15 protein-coding genes are annotated in these 18,290 nt (G+C 72.4%); 4 read left to right on the top strand and 11 right to left on the bottom strand.

Annotated elements, in window-relative coordinates; genetic code table 11:
* Positions 1 to 37: 37 nt before the first annotated feature.
* The 8 genes from ACP4J3_RS26195 to ACP4J3_RS26160 all read right to left on the bottom strand — a co-directional run bounded on the left by ACP4J3_RS26195 (position 38) and on the right by ACP4J3_RS26160 (position 10,640).
* Positions 38 to 418 carry a hypothetical protein gene (locus tag ACP4J3_RS26195; protein ID WP_426538488.1) on the bottom strand — a complete coding sequence of 127 codons (381 nt, stop codon included), beginning with the start codon at positions 416 to 418 and terminating at the stop codon, positions 38 to 40.
* 4 nt (positions 419 to 422) lie between these two features.
* Positions 423 to 2,069 carry a hypothetical protein gene (locus ACP4J3_RS26190; protein ID WP_426538487.1) on the bottom strand — a complete coding sequence of 549 codons (1,647 nt, stop codon included), beginning with the start codon at positions 2,067 to 2,069 and terminating at the stop codon, positions 423 to 425.
* A 425-nt stretch (positions 2,070 to 2,494) separates the two neighbouring features.
* Entirely contained in the window at positions 2,495 to 3,862 is a 1,368-nt protein-coding gene (locus tag ACP4J3_RS26185; RefSeq protein ID WP_426538551.1) for a lysine N(6)-hydroxylase/L-ornithine N(5)-oxygenase family protein, read from the bottom strand.
* Between the two features lie 410 nt (positions 3,863 to 4,272).
* Complete coding sequence (locus ACP4J3_RS26180; RefSeq protein ID WP_426538486.1) at positions 4,273 to 5,898, bottom strand: pyridoxal phosphate-dependent decarboxylase family protein; 1,626 nt, start codon at positions 5,896 to 5,898, stop codon at positions 4,273 to 4,275.
* 191 nt (positions 5,899 to 6,089) lie between these two features.
* The gene (gene pepN, locus ACP4J3_RS26175; protein WP_426538485.1) at positions 6,090 to 8,594 is read right to left on the bottom strand and encodes an aminopeptidase N; all 2,505 of its coding nucleotides are present in this window, start codon (positions 8,592 to 8,594) and stop codon (positions 6,090 to 6,092) included.
* 102 nt (positions 8,595 to 8,696) lie between these two features.
* Positions 8,697 to 9,242 carry a response regulator gene (locus ACP4J3_RS26170; RefSeq protein ID WP_426538550.1) on the bottom strand — a complete coding sequence of 182 codons (546 nt, stop codon included), beginning with the start codon at positions 9,240 to 9,242 and terminating at the stop codon, positions 8,697 to 8,699.
* 112 nt (positions 9,243 to 9,354) lie between these two features.
* Entirely contained in the window at positions 9,355 to 9,729 is a 375-nt protein-coding gene (locus tag ACP4J3_RS26165) for a chorismate mutase (protein WP_426538484.1), read from the bottom strand.
* A gap of 11 nt (positions 9,730 to 9,740) precedes the next feature.
* The gene (locus ACP4J3_RS26160; protein ID WP_426538483.1) at positions 9,741 to 10,640 is read right to left on the bottom strand and encodes a helix-turn-helix domain-containing protein; all 900 of its coding nucleotides are present in this window, start codon (positions 10,638 to 10,640) and stop codon (positions 9,741 to 9,743) included.
* 89 nt (positions 10,641 to 10,729) lie between these two features.
* On the opposite strand from ACP4J3_RS26160, the gene ACP4J3_RS26155 reads away from it, so the two are divergent.
* Entirely contained in the window at positions 10,730 to 12,505 is a 1,776-nt protein-coding gene (locus tag ACP4J3_RS26155) for a glycoside hydrolase family 35 protein (RefSeq protein ID WP_426538482.1), read from the top strand.
* Positions 12,506 to 12,676: 171 nt separating this feature from the next.
* Here ACP4J3_RS26155 and ACP4J3_RS26150 read toward each other — a convergent pair whose 3' ends face one another.
* Entirely contained in the window at positions 12,677 to 13,489 is an 813-nt protein-coding gene (locus ACP4J3_RS26150; RefSeq protein WP_426538481.1) for a S1 family peptidase, read from the bottom strand.
* Positions 13,490 to 13,637: 148 nt separating this feature from the next.
* On the opposite strand from ACP4J3_RS26150, the gene ACP4J3_RS26145 reads away from it, so the two are divergent.
* On the top strand, positions 13,638 to 14,534 hold the full coding sequence (locus ACP4J3_RS26145) for a hypothetical protein (protein WP_426538480.1): 897 nt from the start codon (positions 13,638 to 13,640) through the stop codon (positions 14,532 to 14,534).
* Positions 14,535 to 14,891: 357 nt separating this feature from the next.
* On the opposite strand, the gene ACP4J3_RS26140 is transcribed toward ACP4J3_RS26145, so the two are convergent.
* Positions 14,892 to 15,815 carry an SDR family oxidoreductase gene (locus ACP4J3_RS26140; protein ID WP_426538479.1) on the bottom strand — a complete coding sequence of 308 codons (924 nt, stop codon included), beginning with the start codon at positions 15,813 to 15,815 and terminating at the stop codon, positions 14,892 to 14,894.
* A gap of 1 nt (position 15,816) precedes the next feature.
* A complete protein-coding gene (locus ACP4J3_RS26135) occupies positions 15,817 to 16,575 on the bottom strand; it encodes an SDR family oxidoreductase (RefSeq protein ID WP_426538478.1) in 759 nt (252 codons plus the stop codon).
* A gap of 100 nt (positions 16,576 to 16,675) precedes the next feature.
* Between ACP4J3_RS26135 and ACP4J3_RS26130 the strand changes: the two genes are divergently transcribed.
* Together ACP4J3_RS26130 and ACP4J3_RS26125 are read left to right on the top strand one after the other, a co-directional pair.
* A complete protein-coding gene (locus tag ACP4J3_RS26130) occupies positions 16,676 to 17,452 on the top strand; it encodes an enoyl-CoA hydratase family protein (protein ID WP_426538477.1) in 777 nt (258 codons plus the stop codon).
* Positions 17,453 to 18,289, top strand: coding sequence for a CoA transferase subunit A (locus ACP4J3_RS26125; RefSeq protein WP_426538476.1), 837 nt, complete (start codon positions 17,453 to 17,455; stop codon positions 18,287 to 18,289). It begins immediately after the preceding gene.
* Position 18,290: the final 1 nt, after the last annotated feature.

Here is an 18,290-nt window from a genome sequence, read left to right as displayed (position 1 = left end):
GCGGGCCGGCGGGGCTGCCGCCGGCCCGCATCCCGCCTCAGAACAGGCTGGTCACACTGTCCTGGATGGCCGCCACATCGCCCGCGACGGCGGCCGTGGCCGCCACGCCGGGGCCGATGAAGCCGAGCCAGCGCAGCAGGGTGTTGCGGCGCGGCTCGTCCCGGGTGAGTTCCGCCTCGACCTGTTCGGCCGCGTGGACGAGGTCCTCGCCGTCCTCGTACTGCTCCTGGTTGGTGCGCAGCTGCTCGAGCAGCAGCCGTGCCGCGGCGCGCAGTTCGGCGATGGCGGCCTCGCGGTCGGGCTCGGCGGCGCTCTCGGTGGTCGCTCTCGAGCGGTTGACGGCGACCGCGCTGCCCTCGATGCGGATGTCACCGCCGGCCTGGATGCCGCTGTTGTTCCCGGCACCGGTCTCCGACATGTCGTCACCTTCCTCGGTTCGCCGGCGGGGCGCCCGCGGCTGGCGCGCCCGGCGCCGGTTGCCCCGGGCCGCCGCCCGCGCCCTGGCCGCGCCGGAAGACTCCGGCGACACTGCCGCCGACGCCGACGGCGGAACCGTGCAGCGTCACGTCGCCGCCCGCGTACAAGCCGGTGTTGTTGATGGTGGTCTGACGCTGAATCAGCTCGTCGGTGTCGATGTTGTGGTCCTCCAGGAACTCCACCAGGGCGTCCAGGACCCGGTGTTCGACCGTCTTGGCGTACAGCTCCCGGTCGAGTTGCTGGAAGTAGCGGTAGTACAGCTGGTCGCTGGCGGCGTCCCTGATGCTGAAGGACGCCCCGTAGTTGAAGGTGCGGTGGCGGATCTCCTGCGCCTGGCGGCGTTGCTTGCCGTGTTGGGTGAACGGCCCGAACAGGCCGGCGGCGACGGAGAAGGGGGATCCGACCAGCAACAGCGGGGCGCGCAGGCCCGCCTGGCTCACCAGGGCCCACCACTGGCGGAAGGTCGGGGAGTCGAGGAGCTGGTCCGAGATGCGGTAGCGCTCGCGCACGGGGGCGAGCAGGGAGCTGCTGCCCTCGATGAAGAGCATCTTGTGGTCGGACAGCAGCGCGAACCGCAGGAAGAAGGTGATGGCCAGTTCACCGCTCCAGCCGGTGACCCGGACCGCCAGATAGGGGCGGGCGCGGCCCTTGCCGTCCTCGCGCAGCTCGTTCATGAGGTCCGGCGAGACGCGCGCGCTCGGCGGTCCGGCGGGGTCCGGCAGCAGTTCGGAGCGGGTCCGGTCGTCCACCTCGTACTGCAGGTCCTTGCCGTTGACCAGCAGCAGGTTCTCGACGTGGACGCCGGGCAGCTTCAGCTCGCCGACCCGGGCGGCGAGGTGGTCGTTGAGCTCGTGCACGGTGAAGGGCACGACCTCCTTGCCCTCTTCGGGGCGCGCGGTGTCGAGGGCGAACGACCAGGTGCTCGTCGGCGTCCCGTACCCCACGAAGGGGGCGTAGAGCGAGGAGACGACGACGTTGCCCCGGTCACGCTTCTCGATCTCCTGGATGCGCCGCCGGTTCTCGGACCCGACCGGCTCCGGGGCCCGCGCCGGGTCGAAGTTCCGCCGGCCGAGCTGCTTGGCGACCACGCCGTAGTGCACCGACAGCGATTCGACGGCGACGATGATCCAGGCCACGAGCCAGCCCAGGACGACGGCGGTGCCGAAGGCCATCGGCAGCATGATCACCACGACCAGGAGCAGCACGGCGAGCAGGACGTCCCGGCCCACCTGACGGCGGCGGGCCGCCAGCGCGTGCCGCAGTACGCAGCCGAGGTCGACGCCCGGCGACGAGGCGACCGCGCGGCGCGGCTCCTCCACGATCTCCTCGACGGCCCGGCGGGCGAACTTGGTGTCCGTGTGGACGGCGGTGCACAGGTATCGGGTGATGTCCGGGGCGAAGCGGGTGCTCGGGGCCGCCGCGGGGGCGGCGGAGGGTGCTGCGGGGACGGGGTGGGGGAGGTCGGCGGGAGGCTGCGGGGGCGCGGCGGGCACGGGGGGCGGGGTCGGGGACGGGGTGGATCCGGGCGGGGTGGACTGGGACGGGATGGACGGCGACGGGTTCTGGCCCTCCGTCGGATTGGGGGTGGTCATGGGTGTGCGCCTCCTCTCGTTTCGATCTCTCGTTTCGATCTCTCGTTTCGAAGCGGCCGCAGGCGGGCTCGAAAAGCGGCGGCGTAATTCATGAGCCATTTCGGTGATCGAATGTCCGTCGAAATGTCCGTCGACGGAAAGGCGGTGACGCGCGCCCGGGAGAAATCCGGGGGCCGGCGGCATCCAGCGACGTCATGGTGCCGGTGCGTGGGGTGGACCGGCGGGCAGAATAAGCGGATCACTGATCGAAAGAATGGATCTTCCGCCGGAAAACAGATCGCTCTCCCCCGTCGCCGCGACATGTATCGGAAGATAGCAGCGCGGCCGAGTGGAGGGGAGATACAGGGGATATTCACGAGGGATTTTCCGCGTCCCCTTCCATGATTCTTCACTCGGATCACACAGGTGTCCGGAGGGCCTGGTGCCTACCACCTCTCGACCAGCGGGGTGAGGACCGGCGCCTGGCGCGCGGACGGGATCCGCGGCCGCTGTTCCAGGCCGAAGGTGGTGAAGGCCGTACGGCTGGGAAGCGGGTAAGTCTCCTGGCCGGTCAGGGAGTTGATGATGCAGGCGCTGCGCCAGGCGGCGAGGCCGAGGTCGGGGGCGCCGACGCCGTGGGTGTGGCGTTCGGCGTTCTGGACGTAGACATGGCAGCCGGCGCCGGAGACGGTCGGGTCCAGGACCAGCCGGTACCGGTCGTCGACACGTGGGCGCTCCTGGCTGTCGCGGCGCATGTAGGGGTCGAGACCGGCGAGGAGGCGGTCGAGGGAGCGCTCGCGGTAGCCGGTGGCCAGGACGACCGCGTCGGTGGTCATGCGCGAGCGGGTGTTCTGGTGGATGTGCTCCAGGTGGAGCTCCACCTTGGTGGTGGCGAGGCGGCCGGCGGTGCGGACCCGGACGCCCGGGGTGAGGACCGTGTCGGGCCAGCCGCCGTGCAGGGTGCGGCGGTAGAGCTCGTCGTGGATGGCGGCGAGGGTGGCGGCGTCGATGCCCTTGTGGAGCTGCCACTGGGAGGCGACGAGCTGGTCGCGGACCGGTTCGGACAAGGCCTGGAAGTAGCGGGTGTAGTCGGGGGTGAAGTGCTCCAGGCCGAGCTTGGAGTACTCCATGGGCGCGAAGGCCTCGCTGCGGCCGAGCCAGTGCAGCTTCTCGCGTCCGGCGGGGCGGTGCCGGAGCAGGTCCAGGAAGATCTCCGCGCCCGACTGTCCGGAGCCGATGACGGTGATGTGCTCGGCGGCGAGCAGGGTCTCGCGGTGGTCGAGATAGTCGGCGGCGTGGATCACGGGGACGTTGGGCGCGTCGACGAGAGGCCGCAGCGGGTCGGGGACGTGGGGCTCGGTGCCGATGCCGAGGACGATGTTCTTGGTATACGTCCGCCCCAGCGCCTCCGCCTCCCCGTCGGGGGCGATGCGGGTGAAGTCGACCTCGAAGACGTCGCGTTCGGGGTTGAAGCGAACCGCGTCGACCTGGTGGCCGAAGCGCAGTGCGCCGAGGTTCTCGCAGACCCAGCGGCAGTAGGCGTCGTACTCGGCGCGCTGGATGTGGAAGCGCTCGGAGAAATAGAACGGGAAGAGCCGGTCGCGGGCCTTGAGGAAGTTGAGGAACGACCAGGGGCTGGCGGGGTCGGCGAGCGTCACCAGGTCGGCGAGGAAGGGGACTTGGACGCGGGAGCCGTCGATGAGCAGCCCCGGGTGCCAGGAGAAGGCGGTGCGCTGTTCGTAGAAGACGGCGTCGAGTTCGGCGAGCGGGTGGGCGAGAGCGGCCAGGGAGAGGTTGAAGGGGCCGACACCGATGCCGACGAGGTCTCGGGGGGTGTCGGGGGCTTGGCCGCGGGTGTCGGGAGCTTGGCCTCGAGTGTCCGGGGCTTGGCCTCGGGTGTCGGGGGGCTCGGCTTGCGGGCCGGGGGCTTGGGCTCTCGGGCCAGGGGGCTGGGCTCGTGGGCCGGGAGTCTCGCCTCGCAGGTCGGGGGTCTGGGCATGCGGGCCGGGGGTCTGGGCATGCGGGCCGGAGGTCTGGGCGTGCGGGCCGGAGGCCTCGCCTCGCGAGCCCGGAGCATGGGTTCGCGGGGCGGGGGCCTGGGCTTGCAGGCCCGGAGCCTGCGCTTGCGGGCCGGAAGTCTCGTCTCGCAGGTTGGGGGGCGTGGTCGAGGTGTGGGGCGGGCCGGGGTTCGCGTCGGGGCCTGGGTGGGGAGTCGTCTGCGGGCTCATCCGGGGGTGTTTCCTTCCACCAGTTTCAGGAGGGCGGCCAGGTCGACCGGGCGCGTGCGGGGGTTGAGGAGGGTGGCCTTCAGCCACAGGCGTCCGTCTATGCGGGCCCGGCCGAGGACGGCGCGGCCTTCGGTGAGGAGCCTTCGGCGTACGGCGGCGACGGTGTCGTCGGCGGCGTGTGCGGGCCGGAACAGGACCGTGCTGAGGGTGGGCCGGTCGTAGAGCTCGAAGCCGGGGTGGTCGTGGACGAGGGCGGCGAACTCGCGGGCGGCGTCGCAGACCTGCTCGACCAGTCGGCCGAGGCCGCTGCGGCCGAGGGTCTTGAGGGTGACGGCGATCTTGAGGACATCGGGTCTGCGGCTGGTGCGCAGGGAGCGGCCGAGCAGGTCGGGCAGGCCCGCCTCGGTGTCGTCGTCGGCGTTGAGGTAGTCGGCGCGGTGGTGCAGCGCGGCCAGGTCGCCCGGGTCGCGGACGGCGAGGAGGCCCGCGGCCACGGGCTGCCAGCCCAGTTTGTGCAGGTCGAGGCCGACGGTGTCGGCGGCGGCGAGGCCGGTCAGCCGGTCGCGGTACCGGCCGCTGAAGAGCAGGCCCGCGCCGTAGGCGGCGTCCACGTGGAGCCGGGCGCCGTGGGCCGCGCACAGGGCCGCGATCTCGGGGAGCGGGTCGACGATCCCGGCGTCGGTGGTGCCGGCGGTGGCGACGACGAGGTGCGGTCCGGTCAGCTCGGTGAGGGCCTCGTCCAGTGCGGCGGGGTCGAGGGCACCGGCGGGGGCGGGCACGACGACGGGCGCGGCCAGTCCCAGCAGCCAGGCGGCGCGGGGCACCGAGTGGTGCGCGTTGGCCCCGTGGAGGAGGCGCACGCCGGCGCCGTGCGTCTCTCGGGCCAGGAGGAGGGCGAGTTGGTTGGATTCGGTGCCTCCGGTGGTGATCAGTGCGGAGGGGGATCGCCGAGGTGTACTGCCGCCGCGCGCCCCTCCCCCGGACACCTCCCGCCCGTGCGCCCCCTTGTCCCCGAAGACCTCGGGCGCGAGGGCTCCCCTGTCCCCGAAGTCCTCCCGCATGTGCGCTCCCCTGCCTCCGAAGACCTCCGGCGCGAACACCCCCTTGTCCCCGAAGTCCTCCCGCAGGTGGCCTCCCCTGCCTCCGAAGACCTCCGGCGCGAGCGCCCCCCTGTCCCCGAACAGCTCCCGAGCGTGCGCTCCCCCGTCCCCGAACACCTCCCGCGCGAGCGCCCCCGTCACCAGCGCCTCCAGCTCCGACGCGCCCGGCGCCTGGTCCCAGGAGTCGAGCGACGGGTTGAGGGCGGAGGCGGCGAGGTCGGCGGCCGTCGCGACGGCGAGGGGCGGGCAGTGGAGGTGGGCGGTGCAGAAGGGGTCCGCGGGGTCGGCGGCGGCCTCCGCCAGGGCTCGGACGACGGTGTGGAGGGCGTTCGGATCGCCCTGGTCCGGCAGTACGTCCCCGACCGCGGCCCGCACGCGCGCGGCCACCGCGTCCGGGCCGCCCGGGGGCAGCGGACCCCCGCGTGCCCGCGCGCCCTCGTCGAGCGCGTCCAGGACGGTGTCGAGCAACGGCCGCAGGGCGTGGGGACCTTCAGGGCCTGACGCGAGCGACGGCGTGCTCATCGTGTCCTCCCGGGCGCTGGGCAAGAGGGACTTCCAGCTTGTACCCGGATGCACGGTGGCGCCCGAAAAGCCCAATGAGCGGAACCCGAAAGGGGGTACTTTCGTGCGGGGAAAGCGTGTCGGGTGCCGTGTGCCGCGTTCGGCGGAGTAGGGGGCGGCCGGAAGAACCGGCGCCCCCTACCTCGGAAGTACTAACCCTCCTGCGCCTCCCGCACCCTCAACGCCCGTGCCAGATCGTCGAGTTGGTCGGCGAGCCTGCGTCGCAGCGCCGGGATCGGCTCGTCGTCGCGCAGGCATTCCTCGCCCAGGCGCAGGGAGTCGGCGTCGACGGCGTACACCGGGAAGGCGTAGCGGCCGACGGCGGCGGCGATGGCGGGGCCGCGGCGGGCGGCCAGGGCGACCGCGTCCTTGTAGAAGCGCGGCACGTACTGCCGTAGGAGATCGGCCTGTTCGGGCTGCCAGAAGCCCTGGGCGGTCGCGGTGAGCATGTGGTTGGACAGGTCGGTGCCCTCGTCGGTGGCGAACATCGCCTCCCAGGCCCTGGCCTTGGCGTCCTCGTCGGGCAGGGCGGCCCGGCAGCGGGCGGCGCCCTCCTGGCCGGAGGCGCTCGGGTCGCGCTCCAGCTCGGCGGCGATGGCGGCCTCGTCGACGGCGCCGAGCGCGGCGAGCCGGCCCAGGACGCGCCAGCGCAGCTCGGGGTCGAGCTCGGGCCCGCCGGGCACGGTGCCGTCGGCGAGCCAGGCGGCGATCGTGTCGGGGTGGGCGGCGACGCCGATGAAGTGGCGTACGGCGATCAGGCGCAGGCCGGGGTTGTCGCCGTCCTCGGTGCGGCGGATCAGGTCGCGGCACAGGGCGGAGAGCGTGCTCAGCGCGGCGGGCCGCTGCTCGGCGGGGAGGTACTGGTCGGCGACCTGGGTGGAGGCGAAGGCGAGGACGCCCTGCACGATGGCGAGGTCGGTCTCGTGCGGGAGGTGGGTGCGGGCGGTCTCCAGGTAGGCGGTGGCGGCCAGTTCACCGTCGCGGACGGCGTCACGCAGCGCGTTCCAGACGACCGCGCGGGTGAGCGGGTCCGGCAGGCCGGCGAGGCGCGCGCGGACCGTCTCGAAGGATCCGGTGTCGAAGCGGACCTTGGCGTAGGTCAGGTCGCCGTCGTTGAGCAGCAGCAGGGCCGGGCGCTTGCCGATGGGCTGCGGGGCGCTCTGCGGGACGTCGAGGTCGAGGCGTTCGCGCAGGGTGAGGTGGCCCTCGTCGTCGCCCAGGTCCTGGTCGTACAGGCCGACGGCGATGCGGTGCGGGCGGCTGCCCGCGTGGTCGACGGTGAGCGTGTACGTGCCGTTGTCGCCGGGCGTGACGGCCGGGGTGAGGGTGTCGACGCCGGTGGTGCGCAGCCAGGTGTCGGCCCAGGCGTGGACATCGCGTTCGGTGGCGGTGGCGAGGGAGTCGATGAAGTCGGCCAGGGTGGCGTTGGCGAACTTGTGGCGGGCGAAGTGGGTGTTGATGCCGGCGAGGAAGTCCTTCTCGCCGAGCCAGGCCACGAGCTGGCGCAGCGCGGAGGCACCCTTGGCGTAGGAGATGCCGTCGAAGTTGAGCATGGCGGAGGCGGTGTCCTCGACGCCCTCGGGGGCCACCGGGTGGGTGGAGGGGCGCTGGTCGGCGTCGTAGCCCCAGGCCTTGCGGGCGACGCCGAAGTCGACCCAGGTGTCGCCGAAGCGGGTGGCCTCGGCGCAGATCTGGTAGCCCATGTACTCGGCGAAGGACTCGTTCAGCCAGATGTCGTCCCACCAGCGCAGGGTGACGAGGTCGCCGAACCACATGTGGGCCATCTCGTGGGCGATGACCATCGCGCGGGTCTGCCGCTCGGTGTCGGTGACGGCGGAGCGGAAGACGAACTCGTCGCGGAAGGTGACCAGTCCGGGGTTCTCCATGGCGCCGGCGTTGAACTCGGGGACGAACGCTTGATCGTAGGAGTCGAAGGGGTAGGGCTCGTCGAACTTCTCGTGGAAGCGGTCGAAGCACTGCCGGGTGACCTGGAGCAGTTCGTCGGCGTCCGCGTCCAGGTGGGGGGCCAGGGAGCGGCGGCAGTGGATGCCGAAGGGCAGGCCGCGGTGCTCGGTGCGCACCGAGTGCCAGGGGCCGGCGGCGAGGGCGACGAGGTAGGTGGGGATCAGCGGGGTGCGCGCGGCCTGCCAGCGGCCGTCGCCGAGGTGCTCGGTGATGCCGTTGGCGAGGACGGTCCAGCCCTCGGGGGCGGTGACGGACAGGTCGAAGACGGCCTTGAGGTCGGGCTGGTCGAAGGCCGGGAAGACCTGCTTGCAGTCGTCCATCGCGAGCTGGGTGTAGAGGTAGGTCTCGCCGTCGGTGGGGTCGGTGAAGCGGTGCATGCCCTCGCCGGTGCGGGAGTAGCGCATGGCCGCGTCGACGCGCAGCTCGTGCTCGCCGGCGGTGAGGTTCTTCAGCGGCAGCCGCTCGCCGTCCAGGGTGTCCGGGTCCAGGGGCTGTCCGTCCAGCGTGACGGAGCGCAGCTCGGCGGGCTTGATCTCGACGAACGTGTCCGCGTCGGCGCGCGCGGTGAACTCGATGACGGTACGGGAGTCGAAGGTCTCGTCCCCGGTCGTCAGATCGAGTTCGATCGCGTAGCGATGGACGTCGAGGAGCCGGGCACGGGTCTGCGCTTCGTCGCGCGTGAGTACGGACATGCAGGACATGCTGCCTGATGGCACTGACAAGGCACAGAGCCGGATCACTACGCGCGCTATGTCCGATTCTCGGCGGGCGTCATGTCCGGTTCCCGTTGGGTGTCATGTCCGGTCGTTGGCCGATGTCGCGGCGGGACTGTCGCGCTGTGGCGGAACGCGGGCGTCCGGGTGGGTCAGGGCCGGGCCCGGGTGGGGTTCTTCGGCCTCGGCCGTGCCCTTGACCAGGGCGCGCAGTTCCCGGACCTCCTCCTCCAGCACGCGCTGGCGCTGGTGGGCGTCGTACAGGTAGCGGACCTTGGTGCGCAGCACCCAGGGGTCGGTGGGCTTCATGACCAGGTCGGCGACGCCGAGTTCGAAGGCGCCGGCGGTCAGTTCGTGGTCCGCGCCGAAGCCGGTGAGCAGGATGACCGGTATGTTCTGGGTCTGTTCCACGCGCCGCATGTACCGGACCACGTCAAGACCGCTGACGCCGGGCATGCGGACGTCCAGGAGCAGAAGGCCGACCTGGCCGCGCAGCACCTGCTTGAGCGCCTCGTCACCGCTGGTGGCACGGGCGAGCCGGTAGCCGAGCGGAGCCAGGGAGCTCTCCAGGGCGTACAGCGTTTCCTCGTGGTCGTCCACGATGAGGATCTTGGCATCCGACTGCATGGCCCGACGTCCCTCCCGCATGGACATTCAGGGTGTGTCCGGGCGCTGACGGGGAGTGCGTGTCAGTTGGCATGGAGTGCACAGCGCAGCATGCCCCGCGCGGGCCGTCGTGTCACTCCCCCGGGAGGGCCGACGGGCGTCGGTTCGCCGTGGGCGCAGCGCCGTTGACGGTGTCCTCGGCGATGCTCTCGTGGTGCCGGATCACCTCGGCGATGATGAAGTTCAGGAACTTCTCGGCGAAGGCGGGGTCGAGCTTGGCGTTCTCGGCGAGGGTGCGCAGCCGGGCGATCTGGCGGGCCTCGCGGGCGGGGTCGGCGGGCGGAAGCTGGTGGCGGGCCTTGAGGTGACCGACCTGCTGGGTGCACTTGAAGCGTTCGGCGAGCATGTGGACGACGGCCGCGTCGATGTTGTCGATGCTGTCGCGCAGCCGGGCGAGCTCCTCGCGGACTGCGGGGTCGACTTCGCCTGGGAACGTGTTGCTGGTCATGGGGGCTCAGCCTACGGGGCGCCTCGGGCGGTCGTGCGTTCGATCACGGGTGGGTCGTCGGGGTCGGGGACCTGGTTGCTCCAGCCGCCGGGCACGGTGCGGCCCTGCTGGGCGCGGAAGCGGACCGGGGCCGTGCCGACGCGGCGGGCGAACAGGCGGGAGAAGTAGGCGGGGTCGTCGTAGCCGACGCGGCGGGCGACGGCCGCCACGGGGAGCTCGGTGGCGGCGAGGAGTTCCTTGGCGCGGCCCAGGCGGATGCCGAGCAGATAGTCCTTGGGGCTGCATCCGGCGCCCCTGCGCACGGCCGTGCGCAGCTCGGCGGGGGTCATGCCGTGCCGGGCGGCGTGGTCGGCGACGGTCAGCGGGAGGCAGGCGTCGCGGGCGAGGGCCTTGAGGACGAGGTCGCCGTCCGGGGCGAGGTCGGCACGCGCGCGGCGCAGGGCGACGAGGAGTTCGTGGACGGCGGCGCCGGTCTCGACCTCCAGGAGCGGGTTGTCGCGGCGGGCGGCGCGGGCCATGCGGCCGATGACGGCACGCGGGCCCAAGGCGTCGGAGAGGGGCACCACGGGGCGGTCCGGCTCGATGTAGCCGAGTTCGGTGTACGAGGCGGTGGCGGGTCCGGCGAAGTCGACGAAGCCCTCGTCCCAGCCGGCGGTGGGGTCGGGCGCGTAGTGGTGCGGGACGCCGGGGGTGAGCCACAGCAGGGCGGGCGCGGTGACGGTCCTGCGGCGTCCGTCGGGGTCGGCGTACCAGCCGCCGCCGGTGCTGATCACGACGGCGACGTGGTGGTCCAGGACCCTGGGTCCGACGGTGGGCAGCGCGCCGTACTGGAGGCCGACGCCGAGGCAGACCAGGCCGAGGCGGTGGTGGGCGGGGCCGGGCGTGAAGAAACGCATCCAGGTGTGGTACATCGGTCCGTCTCCCTTCCGCCTCTTCGGTCCAAGCAGCGCCGATCTTTGTCCATGGACCCTGACCTGCGCCAGGGGCGAGGGTGGGGCGCATGAGCGAGTTCACGGTGGGGGACGAAGACTTCCTGCTGGACGGGCGGCCGGTGCGGCTGCTGTCCGGTGCGCTGCACTACTTCCGGGTGCACGAGGCTCAGTGGGGGCACCGGCTGGCGATGCTGCGGACGATGGGCCTCAACTGTGTGGAGACGTATGTGCCGTGGAACCTCCACGAGCCGCGGCCGGGGCAGGTCCGGGACGTGGCCGCGCTCGGGCGGTTCCTGGACGCCGTCCGGGAGGCGGGGCTGTGGGCGATCGTGCGGCCCGGGCCGTACATCTGCGCCGAGTGGGAGAACGGCGGGCTGCCGTACTGGGTGACGGCCGAGGCGGGCGCACGCGCGCGTACGCGCGACGAGCGCTATATGGGGCGCGTGGCGGGCTGGTTCGGGCGGTTGCTGCCCGAGATCGTGTCCCGGCAGATCGACCGCGGCGGACCGGTGATCATGGTGCAGGTCGAGAACGAGTACGGCAGCTACGGCTCGGACGCGGAGTATCTGCGCCGCCTGGCGGACCTGTTGCGCGAACTCGGTGTCACGGTCCCGCTGTTCACGTCGGACGGCCCCGAGGACCACATGCTCTGCGGCGGCTCGCTCCCGGGCGTCCTGGCGACGGTGAACTTCGGCTCGCACGCGCGCGTGGCGTTCGAGACGCTGCGCCGGCATCGCGCCTGGGGCCCGCTGATGTGCATGGAGTTCTGGTGCGGCTGGTTCGACCACTGGGGCGGCGAGCATGCCGTACGGGACCCCGGCGACGCGGCGGCCGCCCTGCGGGAGATCCTGGAGTGCGGGGCCTCGGTCAACCTGTACATGGCGCACGGCGGCACGAGCTTCGCGGGCTGGGCGGGCGCCAACCGGGGCGGCGGCGCGCTGCACGACGGCCCGCTGGAGCCCGATGTGACGTCGTACGACTACGACGCCCCGGTCGACGAGTACGGCCTCCCCACCGAGAAGTTCCGGGCCTTCCGCGAGGTCCTCGCCGAGTACGCCGACGGCCCCCTGCCCGAAGTCCCGCCCGCCCCCGCCGCGTTGAGTGCCCCGGCCGAGGTGGCCCTGACCGACTGGGCGCCCCTGGACGCCGTACTTCAGGCGCTGGGCGAGCCGGAGACGTCCGGTCCCGTCCCGCCCACCTTCGAGGACCTGGGCGTCGAGCGGGGACTGGTGCGGTACGAGGTGACGGTGCCCGGGCCGCGGCAGCCGTATCCGCTGACGGTGCGCGGGCTGCGGGACCTGGCCGTGGTGTACGTCGACGGGGAGCGGGCCGGGGTGCTCACCGAGGACGACGCATGCCTCAAGGACCCTGTCGCCGGGCACGCGCGCGTGGAGCTGTGGGTGGAGTCGCTGGGGAGGGTCAACTACGGGCCGCGCCTGGGCGAGCCCAAGGGGATCACCGGGGGCCTCCTGCACGAGCGGCAGTATCTGCACGACGTACGCGCGCGTGGGCTGCGGCTGGAGGCGCTGGACGACGTCGGGGCGGTCCGGGCGGTGCCGTCGCGGGAGTTGCCGGAGGACGGCGCACCGGGGCTGTACCGGGGTGGCGTCACGGTGCGGGGCGCCGGTGACGCCCGCCTCGAGCTGCCGGGCTGGACCCGGGGGTTCGTGTGGGTCAACGGCTTCGCTCTGGGCCGGTACTGGTCGGCCGGCCCGCAGCGCTCGCTGTACGTCCCGGGGCCGGTGCTGCGCGAGGGCGGCAACGAGGTGTGGCTGCTGGAGCTGGAGGGGACGGCCCGGTGGGGGTCCGGCGAGGCGGGCGCCCCGGTGCTCCGGGCCGTCTGACGCACCCGGGGTCTGCCGTTCGGATCATGCCGGCGCCGCGTGCCCGGCCCGCGCCGGGTTCGCTCGGCTCGCGCGGGCAACACCCCCGTCGGCCCCGGCTCGGGTCGGCCGAAAGGCGCGGCCTGGCTCAACCGACCCGATCCGTACGACGCCCCTGGCCGCGCCGGTCGCCTACAGCGCGGACGCCGCCCGGGCGATGTCCCTCGCGAAGTGGCTGACCTCGGTGTAGACGCCGGGCACACCGGTGCGGGCGCAGCCGTCGCCCCAGCTCACGATGCCGACCTGGATCCACTTGCCCGCGTCGTCCTTGCGGAACATGGGGCCGCCGGAGTCGCCCTGGCAGGTGTCGATGCCGCCGCTCTGCCAGCCGGCGCACAGTTCCTCCTTCGACACCAGTTGGCTGCCGTAGTGGCGCTTGCACACGCGGTCGGCGACGAAGGGGACGGTGGCCTTACGGAGCTTGGTCGTGCCCGTGCCGGCTCCCTCCCGGGTGTCGCCCCATCCGGCGATCGTGAACATGCCGCGGTTGTACTTGCCCGTGGTGGCGATCTTCAGCGTCGGCTTGTTGACGGGCCGGGCGAGCTTGATCAGCGCCCAGTCCTTGCCGGTGCCGTTGTAGCCCGGGGCCACCTTGACCTTGGTCGACTTGACCTTGATCGCGGCGGACGAGTTGAGGTCGTTGACACCCGCGGTGACGGTGATGCGGGTGTTGTTGCCGGAGCCGCCCGGGATGCAGTGGGCCGCGGTCAGCACGACGTCCTTCTTGTAGAGCGCGCCGCCACAGCCCATCGACAGATGGACCATGAACGGGAACTCGTTCTGCGCGGCAGCCGTTCCCCCGACGACACGGGTGGACGCGGCCTGTGCGCTGACCGGCTGGAGGGAGGCGACCGCGAGTGCGACCGCGCCGACCGCCGCCGCTCTCTTCGCCAGGGAAAGACCGCTTCTCCTGGATATGTGATGGCTCAACGTCGGTCCTTTCATGGGGGGTTGAGCGACCCGGAGTATGAAGATCGAGCGGCGTTCATGACAAGGACGGATCTCACGTCCCGGGCATGGAACCTCACCAGGGAAAATCCCCTCACATCCCCGTAGAGTGGAATCGGGTTCAAGGCGTCATGGGGGTAAGGGCGTGGCGAACGGCGGACCGGTCCAGCACGGCTTCCCGCACCTGGAGATGGTGCGGGCCTCCATCAACGCGCTCTACAAGCGGCTGTCGTACGACACGATCCAGACGTTCGCGACGAGCGTGGCACCGGCCGACGTGGCGTTCTGCGACACCGACGATCTGTATCTGGGCGCGCAGCGGGTGGCCCGCGAGCTGGTGCGGCACTACCACCTGCCGGACGCCCGGATGATCGTCGGCTTCCGGGAGATGAGCCACGCGGCGAACGTCGAACTCGCCGCCGGGCCCGAGTACTTCGTCGAGCTGAACGACCGCTTCCGCAGCCATCGCCGGGACATCGGCGCGGCCCTCGCCCACGAGGTGATGCATGTGTATCTGCACCGCCTGGGCCTGTCCTTCCCGGGCACGCGCGACAACGAGATCCTCACGGACACGGCGACGACGTATCTGGGCGCGGGCTGGCTGCTCCTCGACGCCTACCGGGAGGACGCGGCGTCCTCGCAGAAGCTGGGGTATCTGACGCCGGAGGAGTTCGGCTACGTCCTGGCCAAGCGGGCGCTGCTGTTCGCCGAGGACCCGTCGGTGTGGTTCACCAGCCCGCAGGCCTACACGGCGTACGGCAAGGGCATGGCCGAGGCCCGCCGCGACGAGCAGCAGCCCCCGCTGACGTCGGCCGGCTGGGCGGGCCGCCGCCGCTACGCCCGCGACCGCCGGCACGCCCAGGACCATCACGGGGCCGGGCCGCGGCCGGGCGTGTCGTACACGTTCACGCCGGATGGACGGGGCCCGCTGCGGGTGTCGTTCCCGTGTCCGACGTGCCGACAGCGGATCCGGGTGCCGGTGCGGGGGCGGGTCAGGGCGCGGTGCGGGTTGTGCCGGACGGTGCTGGAGTGCGACACGTAGAGCGCGGCCCTCGCAGGCTGGCCCACGGGGGCGGTGTACCCCGCGCGCGGGTGCCTGATCACGCGGGGGTGGTGCGCGCGGCGCGGGCGTGTGACCACGAGGGGGTGATGCGCGCGGCGCGGGCGTGTCCACGAGGGACGGTTTGACCCGCGCAGGCCTGACCACGAGGGGCCGGTGCGCGCGGCCCAGGCACCTGACCACGACAGGCGCATGCGCATCACCATGAGAGGCCGACGCACCCGCGCAGGCACATCACCACCAGAGGCCCACGCACCCGCGCAAGCACATCACCACCAGAGGCCGACGCACCCGCAAGCACCCGATCACGACATGCCAGTGCCCGCAGCGCAGGTCCGCTCACGTCCCGTACACGGCCCCCGGCACCTCCGCCTCCCCCAGCAGCTTGAGCGCCGTCTCCCCGGCCTCCTCCGGCGTCCACCGCGCTCCCTTGTCGGCCGTCGGCCCCGCCCGCCAGCCCTCCATGACGGTGATCCGGCCGCCCTCCGCCTCGAAGACCCGGCCCGTGACGCCCTCGCTCGCCGCCGAGCCCAGCCAGACGACCAGGGGGGAGACGTTCTCCGGGGCCATGGCGTCGAAGCCGGCGTCCGGGGCCGCCATGGACTCCGCGAAGGTGCGTTCCGTCATGCGGGTGCGGGCCGCCGGGGCGATCGCGTTGACCTGGACGCCGTAGCGGGCCAGTTCGGCCGCCGCGACCAGGGTGAGGCCGATGATTCCGGCCTTCGCGGCGCTGTAGCCGGACTGCCCGAGCGAGCCCAGCAGCCCTGCCCCGCTGCTGGTGTTGACGATCCGCGCGACCGGCGTACGCCCCGCCTTGGCCTCGGCCCGCCAGTGTGCGGCCGCGTGCTTCAGGGGGAGGAAGTGACCCTTGAGGTGGACGCGTACGACGGCGTCCCAGTCGTCCTCGTCGAGGTTGACCAGCATCCGGTCGCGCAGGAACCCGGCGTTGTTGACGAGGGTGTCGAGTCGGCCGTACGTCTCCAGCGTGGCCGCCACCAGGGAGGCCGCCCCGGCCCCGGTCGCGATGTCACCGCCGTGCGCCACGGCCTCACCGCCCGCCGCGCGGATCTCGGCGACGACCTGGCGGGCGGGGCTGTCGGCGGGGGCCCGTCCCCCGGCGCCGCGGGTGCCGTCGAGGCCCACGTCGAGGTCGTTGACGACGACCTTCGCCCCGGCGGCGGCGTACGCGAGCGCGTGCGCGCGCCCGAGCCCCCGCCCCGCGCCGGTGACCACGACGACCCGCCCCTCACACATCCGGTTCATGTCATGCCTCCTTGTTGACCGTTGCGGCGTCCAGGAACGCGGGCCGCTCGCCCCCGCCGTGCACGAGCAGGCTCGCCCCGCTGATGTAGGCGGCGGCGTCGGAGGCGAGGAAGACGGCCGCCGCGCCGACGTCGGCGGGTTCGGCGAGCCGGCCGAGCGGCACGGTGCGGGAGACGTCGGCGATGCCGTCCTCGCCTCCGTAGTGGAGGTGGGCCAGCTCGGTGCGGACCATGCCGACGACGAGGGTGTTGACGCGCACCTCCGGCGCCCACTCGACCGCCATCGAGCGGGCCAGGCTGTCCAGCCCGGCCTTGGCCGCCCCGTAGGCCGCCGAGCCGGGCGAGGGACGGTTGCCGCTGACGCTGCCGACCATCACGACCGAGCCCCTCGACCGCTTCAGTCGCTCGTACGCGGCCAGCGACACCGTCAGCGGGGCGACGAGGTTCAGCTCGATGACACGGGCATGCCGCTCCGCGTCCGCGTCCGTCAGCCGTCGGTACGGTGTGCCGCCCGCGTTGTTGACGAGGACGTCGAGGCGGGGCAGGGCGGCGAAGAAGGCCCGTACGGCTGCCGGGTCGCGCAGGTCGACGGGCCTGAACCCGACGCCCTCGACCGGGACTTCGGGTGGTCTGCGCGCGCAGGTCACGACCTCGGCGCCGGCCGCGGCGAAGGCCCGCGCGATCCCGGCTCCGACGCCTCGCGTGCCGCCGGTGACGACGACGGTCCGGCCGGTCAGTCGCGGCTCGTGAGAGTTATCCACAGGCTCTCCCGCTCGTCTGCGTCGACTGCTAGCTTCGAAGCCACACACCTAACAAATGTTTGGTGGAAAGCGGCTGAGTGCGAAGGTAGCTGATGCGTCCATGGGTGTCTCCACCTCGTCCCCGGAAAAGGGGCCCGAGAAAGAGGGAAAGGCGGGAAAAGAGGGAATCGCCGTCGTCACGGTCGACTTCCCGCCGGTGAACGCCCTGCCGGTGGCCGGCTGGTCCGCCCTGGCCGACGCCGTGCGGGCGGCGGGCCGCGATCCGGAGACCCGGTGTGTCGTGCTCGCGGCGGAGGGGCGCGGGTTCAACGCGGGCGTGGACATCAAGGAGATACAGCGGGACGGGCACAGTGCGCTGATCGGCGTCAACCACGCCTGCGCGGACGCCTTCGCCGCGGTCTACGACTGCGAGGTCCCGGTCGTCGCCGCCGTGCACGGCTACTGCCTGGGCGGCGGCATCGGCCTGGTGGGCAACGCGGACGCGATCGTGGCGAGCGAGGACGCCACCTTCGGGCTACCCGAGCTGGACCGCGGCGCGCTGGGTGCGGCCACGCATCTGGCCCGGCTGGTCCCCCAGCATCTGATGCGCGCCCTGTACTACACCTCGCGCACGGCGACGGCGGCCGAGCTGCATGCGCACGGCTCGGTGTGGCGCCTCGTGCCGCGTGCGGAACTGCGCGCCGCCGCGCTGGAGCTGGCGCGCGAGATCGCCGCGAAGGACGGGCAACTGCTGCGCCTGGCCAAGGCCGCGATCAACGGCATCGATCCGGTCGACGTCCGCCGCAGCTACCGCTTCGAGCAGGGCTTCACGTTCGAGGCGAACCTCAGCGGGGTGGCCGACCGGGTCCGGGACGGGTTCGGAAAGGACGGTGGCTGAGTGAGCGACAAGACGACGACCGCGGACGAGGTCGTGTCCCGGCTGCGCGACGGCATGACCCTGGGCATCGGCGGCTGGGGCTCGCGCCGCAAGCCGATGGCCCTGGTGCGCGCCCTGCTGCGCTCCGGCGTCACCGACCTCACGATCGTCTCCTACGGCGGCCCCGACGTCGGCATGCTGGCGGCCGCCGGACGCATCCGCAAGCTGGTCACCCCCTTCGTCACCCTCGACTCGATCCCGCTGGAGCCGCACTACCGCGCGGCCCGTGAGGGCGGCGCCTTCGAACTGATGGAGATCGACGAGGCGATGTTCATGTGGGGACTGCACGCCGCCGCGAACCGGCTGCCGTTCCTGCCGGTGCGGGCCGGGATCGGTTCGGACGTCATGCGGGTCAATCCGGGCCTGCGGACGGTGACTTCGCCGTACGACGACGGGGAGAGGTTCGTGGCCATGCCGGCCCTGCGGCTCGACGCGGCCCTGGTCCATGTCGGCCGGGCCGACCGGCAGGGCAACGGACAGTATCTGGGCCCCGACCCGTACTTCGACGACCTGTTCTGCGAGGCGGCGGAGACCGCTTACGTCTCGTGCGAACGGATCGTCGACACGGCCGAGTTGACGAAGGAGGCGCCCCCGCAGTCGCTGCTGATCAAGCGGCACACCGTGACGGGGGTCGTCGAGGCCCCGAACGGCGCGCACTTCACGTCCTGCGCACCCGACTACGGCCGGGACGAGGCCTTCCAGAAGACGTATGCGAGCACGCCCTGGCCCGAGTTCGCGGCACGGTTCCTGGGCGGGGACGAGCAGGCGTACCAGTCGGCGGTCAGGGAGGGGGCATGAA

Origin of the sequence: Streptomyces sp. UG1 (assembly GCF_049974585.1) — a bacterium.
Taxonomy (GTDB): domain Bacteria; phylum Actinomycetota; class Actinomycetes; order Streptomycetales; family Streptomycetaceae; genus Streptomyces.
Note: the sequence above shows the minus strand (reverse complement) of the source record. Positions and strands in the feature narration are given on the sequence as shown.

What these genes read in the sequence shown, in the direction of transcription:
- ACP4J3_RS26195 (WP_426538488.1), bottom strand. Translation starts at nt 418, where the DNA reads ATGTCGGAGACCGGTGCCGGGAACAACAGCGGCATCCAGGCCGGCGGT.
- ACP4J3_RS26190 (WP_426538487.1), bottom strand. Translation starts at nt 2,069, where the DNA reads ATGACCACCCCCAATCCGACGGAGGGCCAGAACCCGTCGCCGTCCATC.
- ACP4J3_RS26180 (WP_426538486.1), bottom strand. Translation starts at nt 5,898, where the DNA reads ATGAGCACGCCGTCGCTCGCGTCAGGCCCTGAAGGTCCCCACGCCCTG.
- pepN (WP_426538485.1), bottom strand. Translation starts at nt 8,594, where the DNA reads ATGTCCGTACTCACGCGCGACGAAGCGCAGACCCGTGCCCGGCTCCTC.
- ACP4J3_RS26170 (WP_426538550.1), bottom strand. Translation starts at nt 9,242, where the DNA reads ATGCAGTCGGATGCCAAGATCCTCATCGTGGACGACCACGAGGAAACG.
- ACP4J3_RS26165 (WP_426538484.1), bottom strand. Translation starts at nt 9,729, where the DNA reads ATGACCAGCAACACGTTCCCAGGCGAAGTCGACCCCGCAGTCCGCGAG.
- ACP4J3_RS26160 (WP_426538483.1), bottom strand. Translation starts at nt 10,640, where the DNA reads ATGTACCACACCTGGATGCGTTTCTTCACGCCCGGCCCCGCCCACCAC.
- ACP4J3_RS26155 (WP_426538482.1), top strand. Translation starts at nt 10,730, where the DNA reads ATGAGCGAGTTCACGGTGGGGGACGAAGACTTCCTGCTGGACGGGCGG.
- ACP4J3_RS26150 (WP_426538481.1), bottom strand. Translation starts at nt 13,489, where the DNA reads ATGAAAGGACCGACGTTGAGCCATCACATATCCAGGAGAAGCGGTCTT.
- ACP4J3_RS26140 (WP_426538479.1), bottom strand. Translation starts at nt 15,815, where the DNA reads ATGAACCGGATGTGTGAGGGGCGGGTCGTCGTGGTCACCGGCGCGGGG.
- ACP4J3_RS26130 (WP_426538477.1), top strand. Translation starts at nt 16,676, where the DNA reads ATGGGTGTCTCCACCTCGTCCCCGGAAAAGGGGCCCGAGAAAGAGGGA.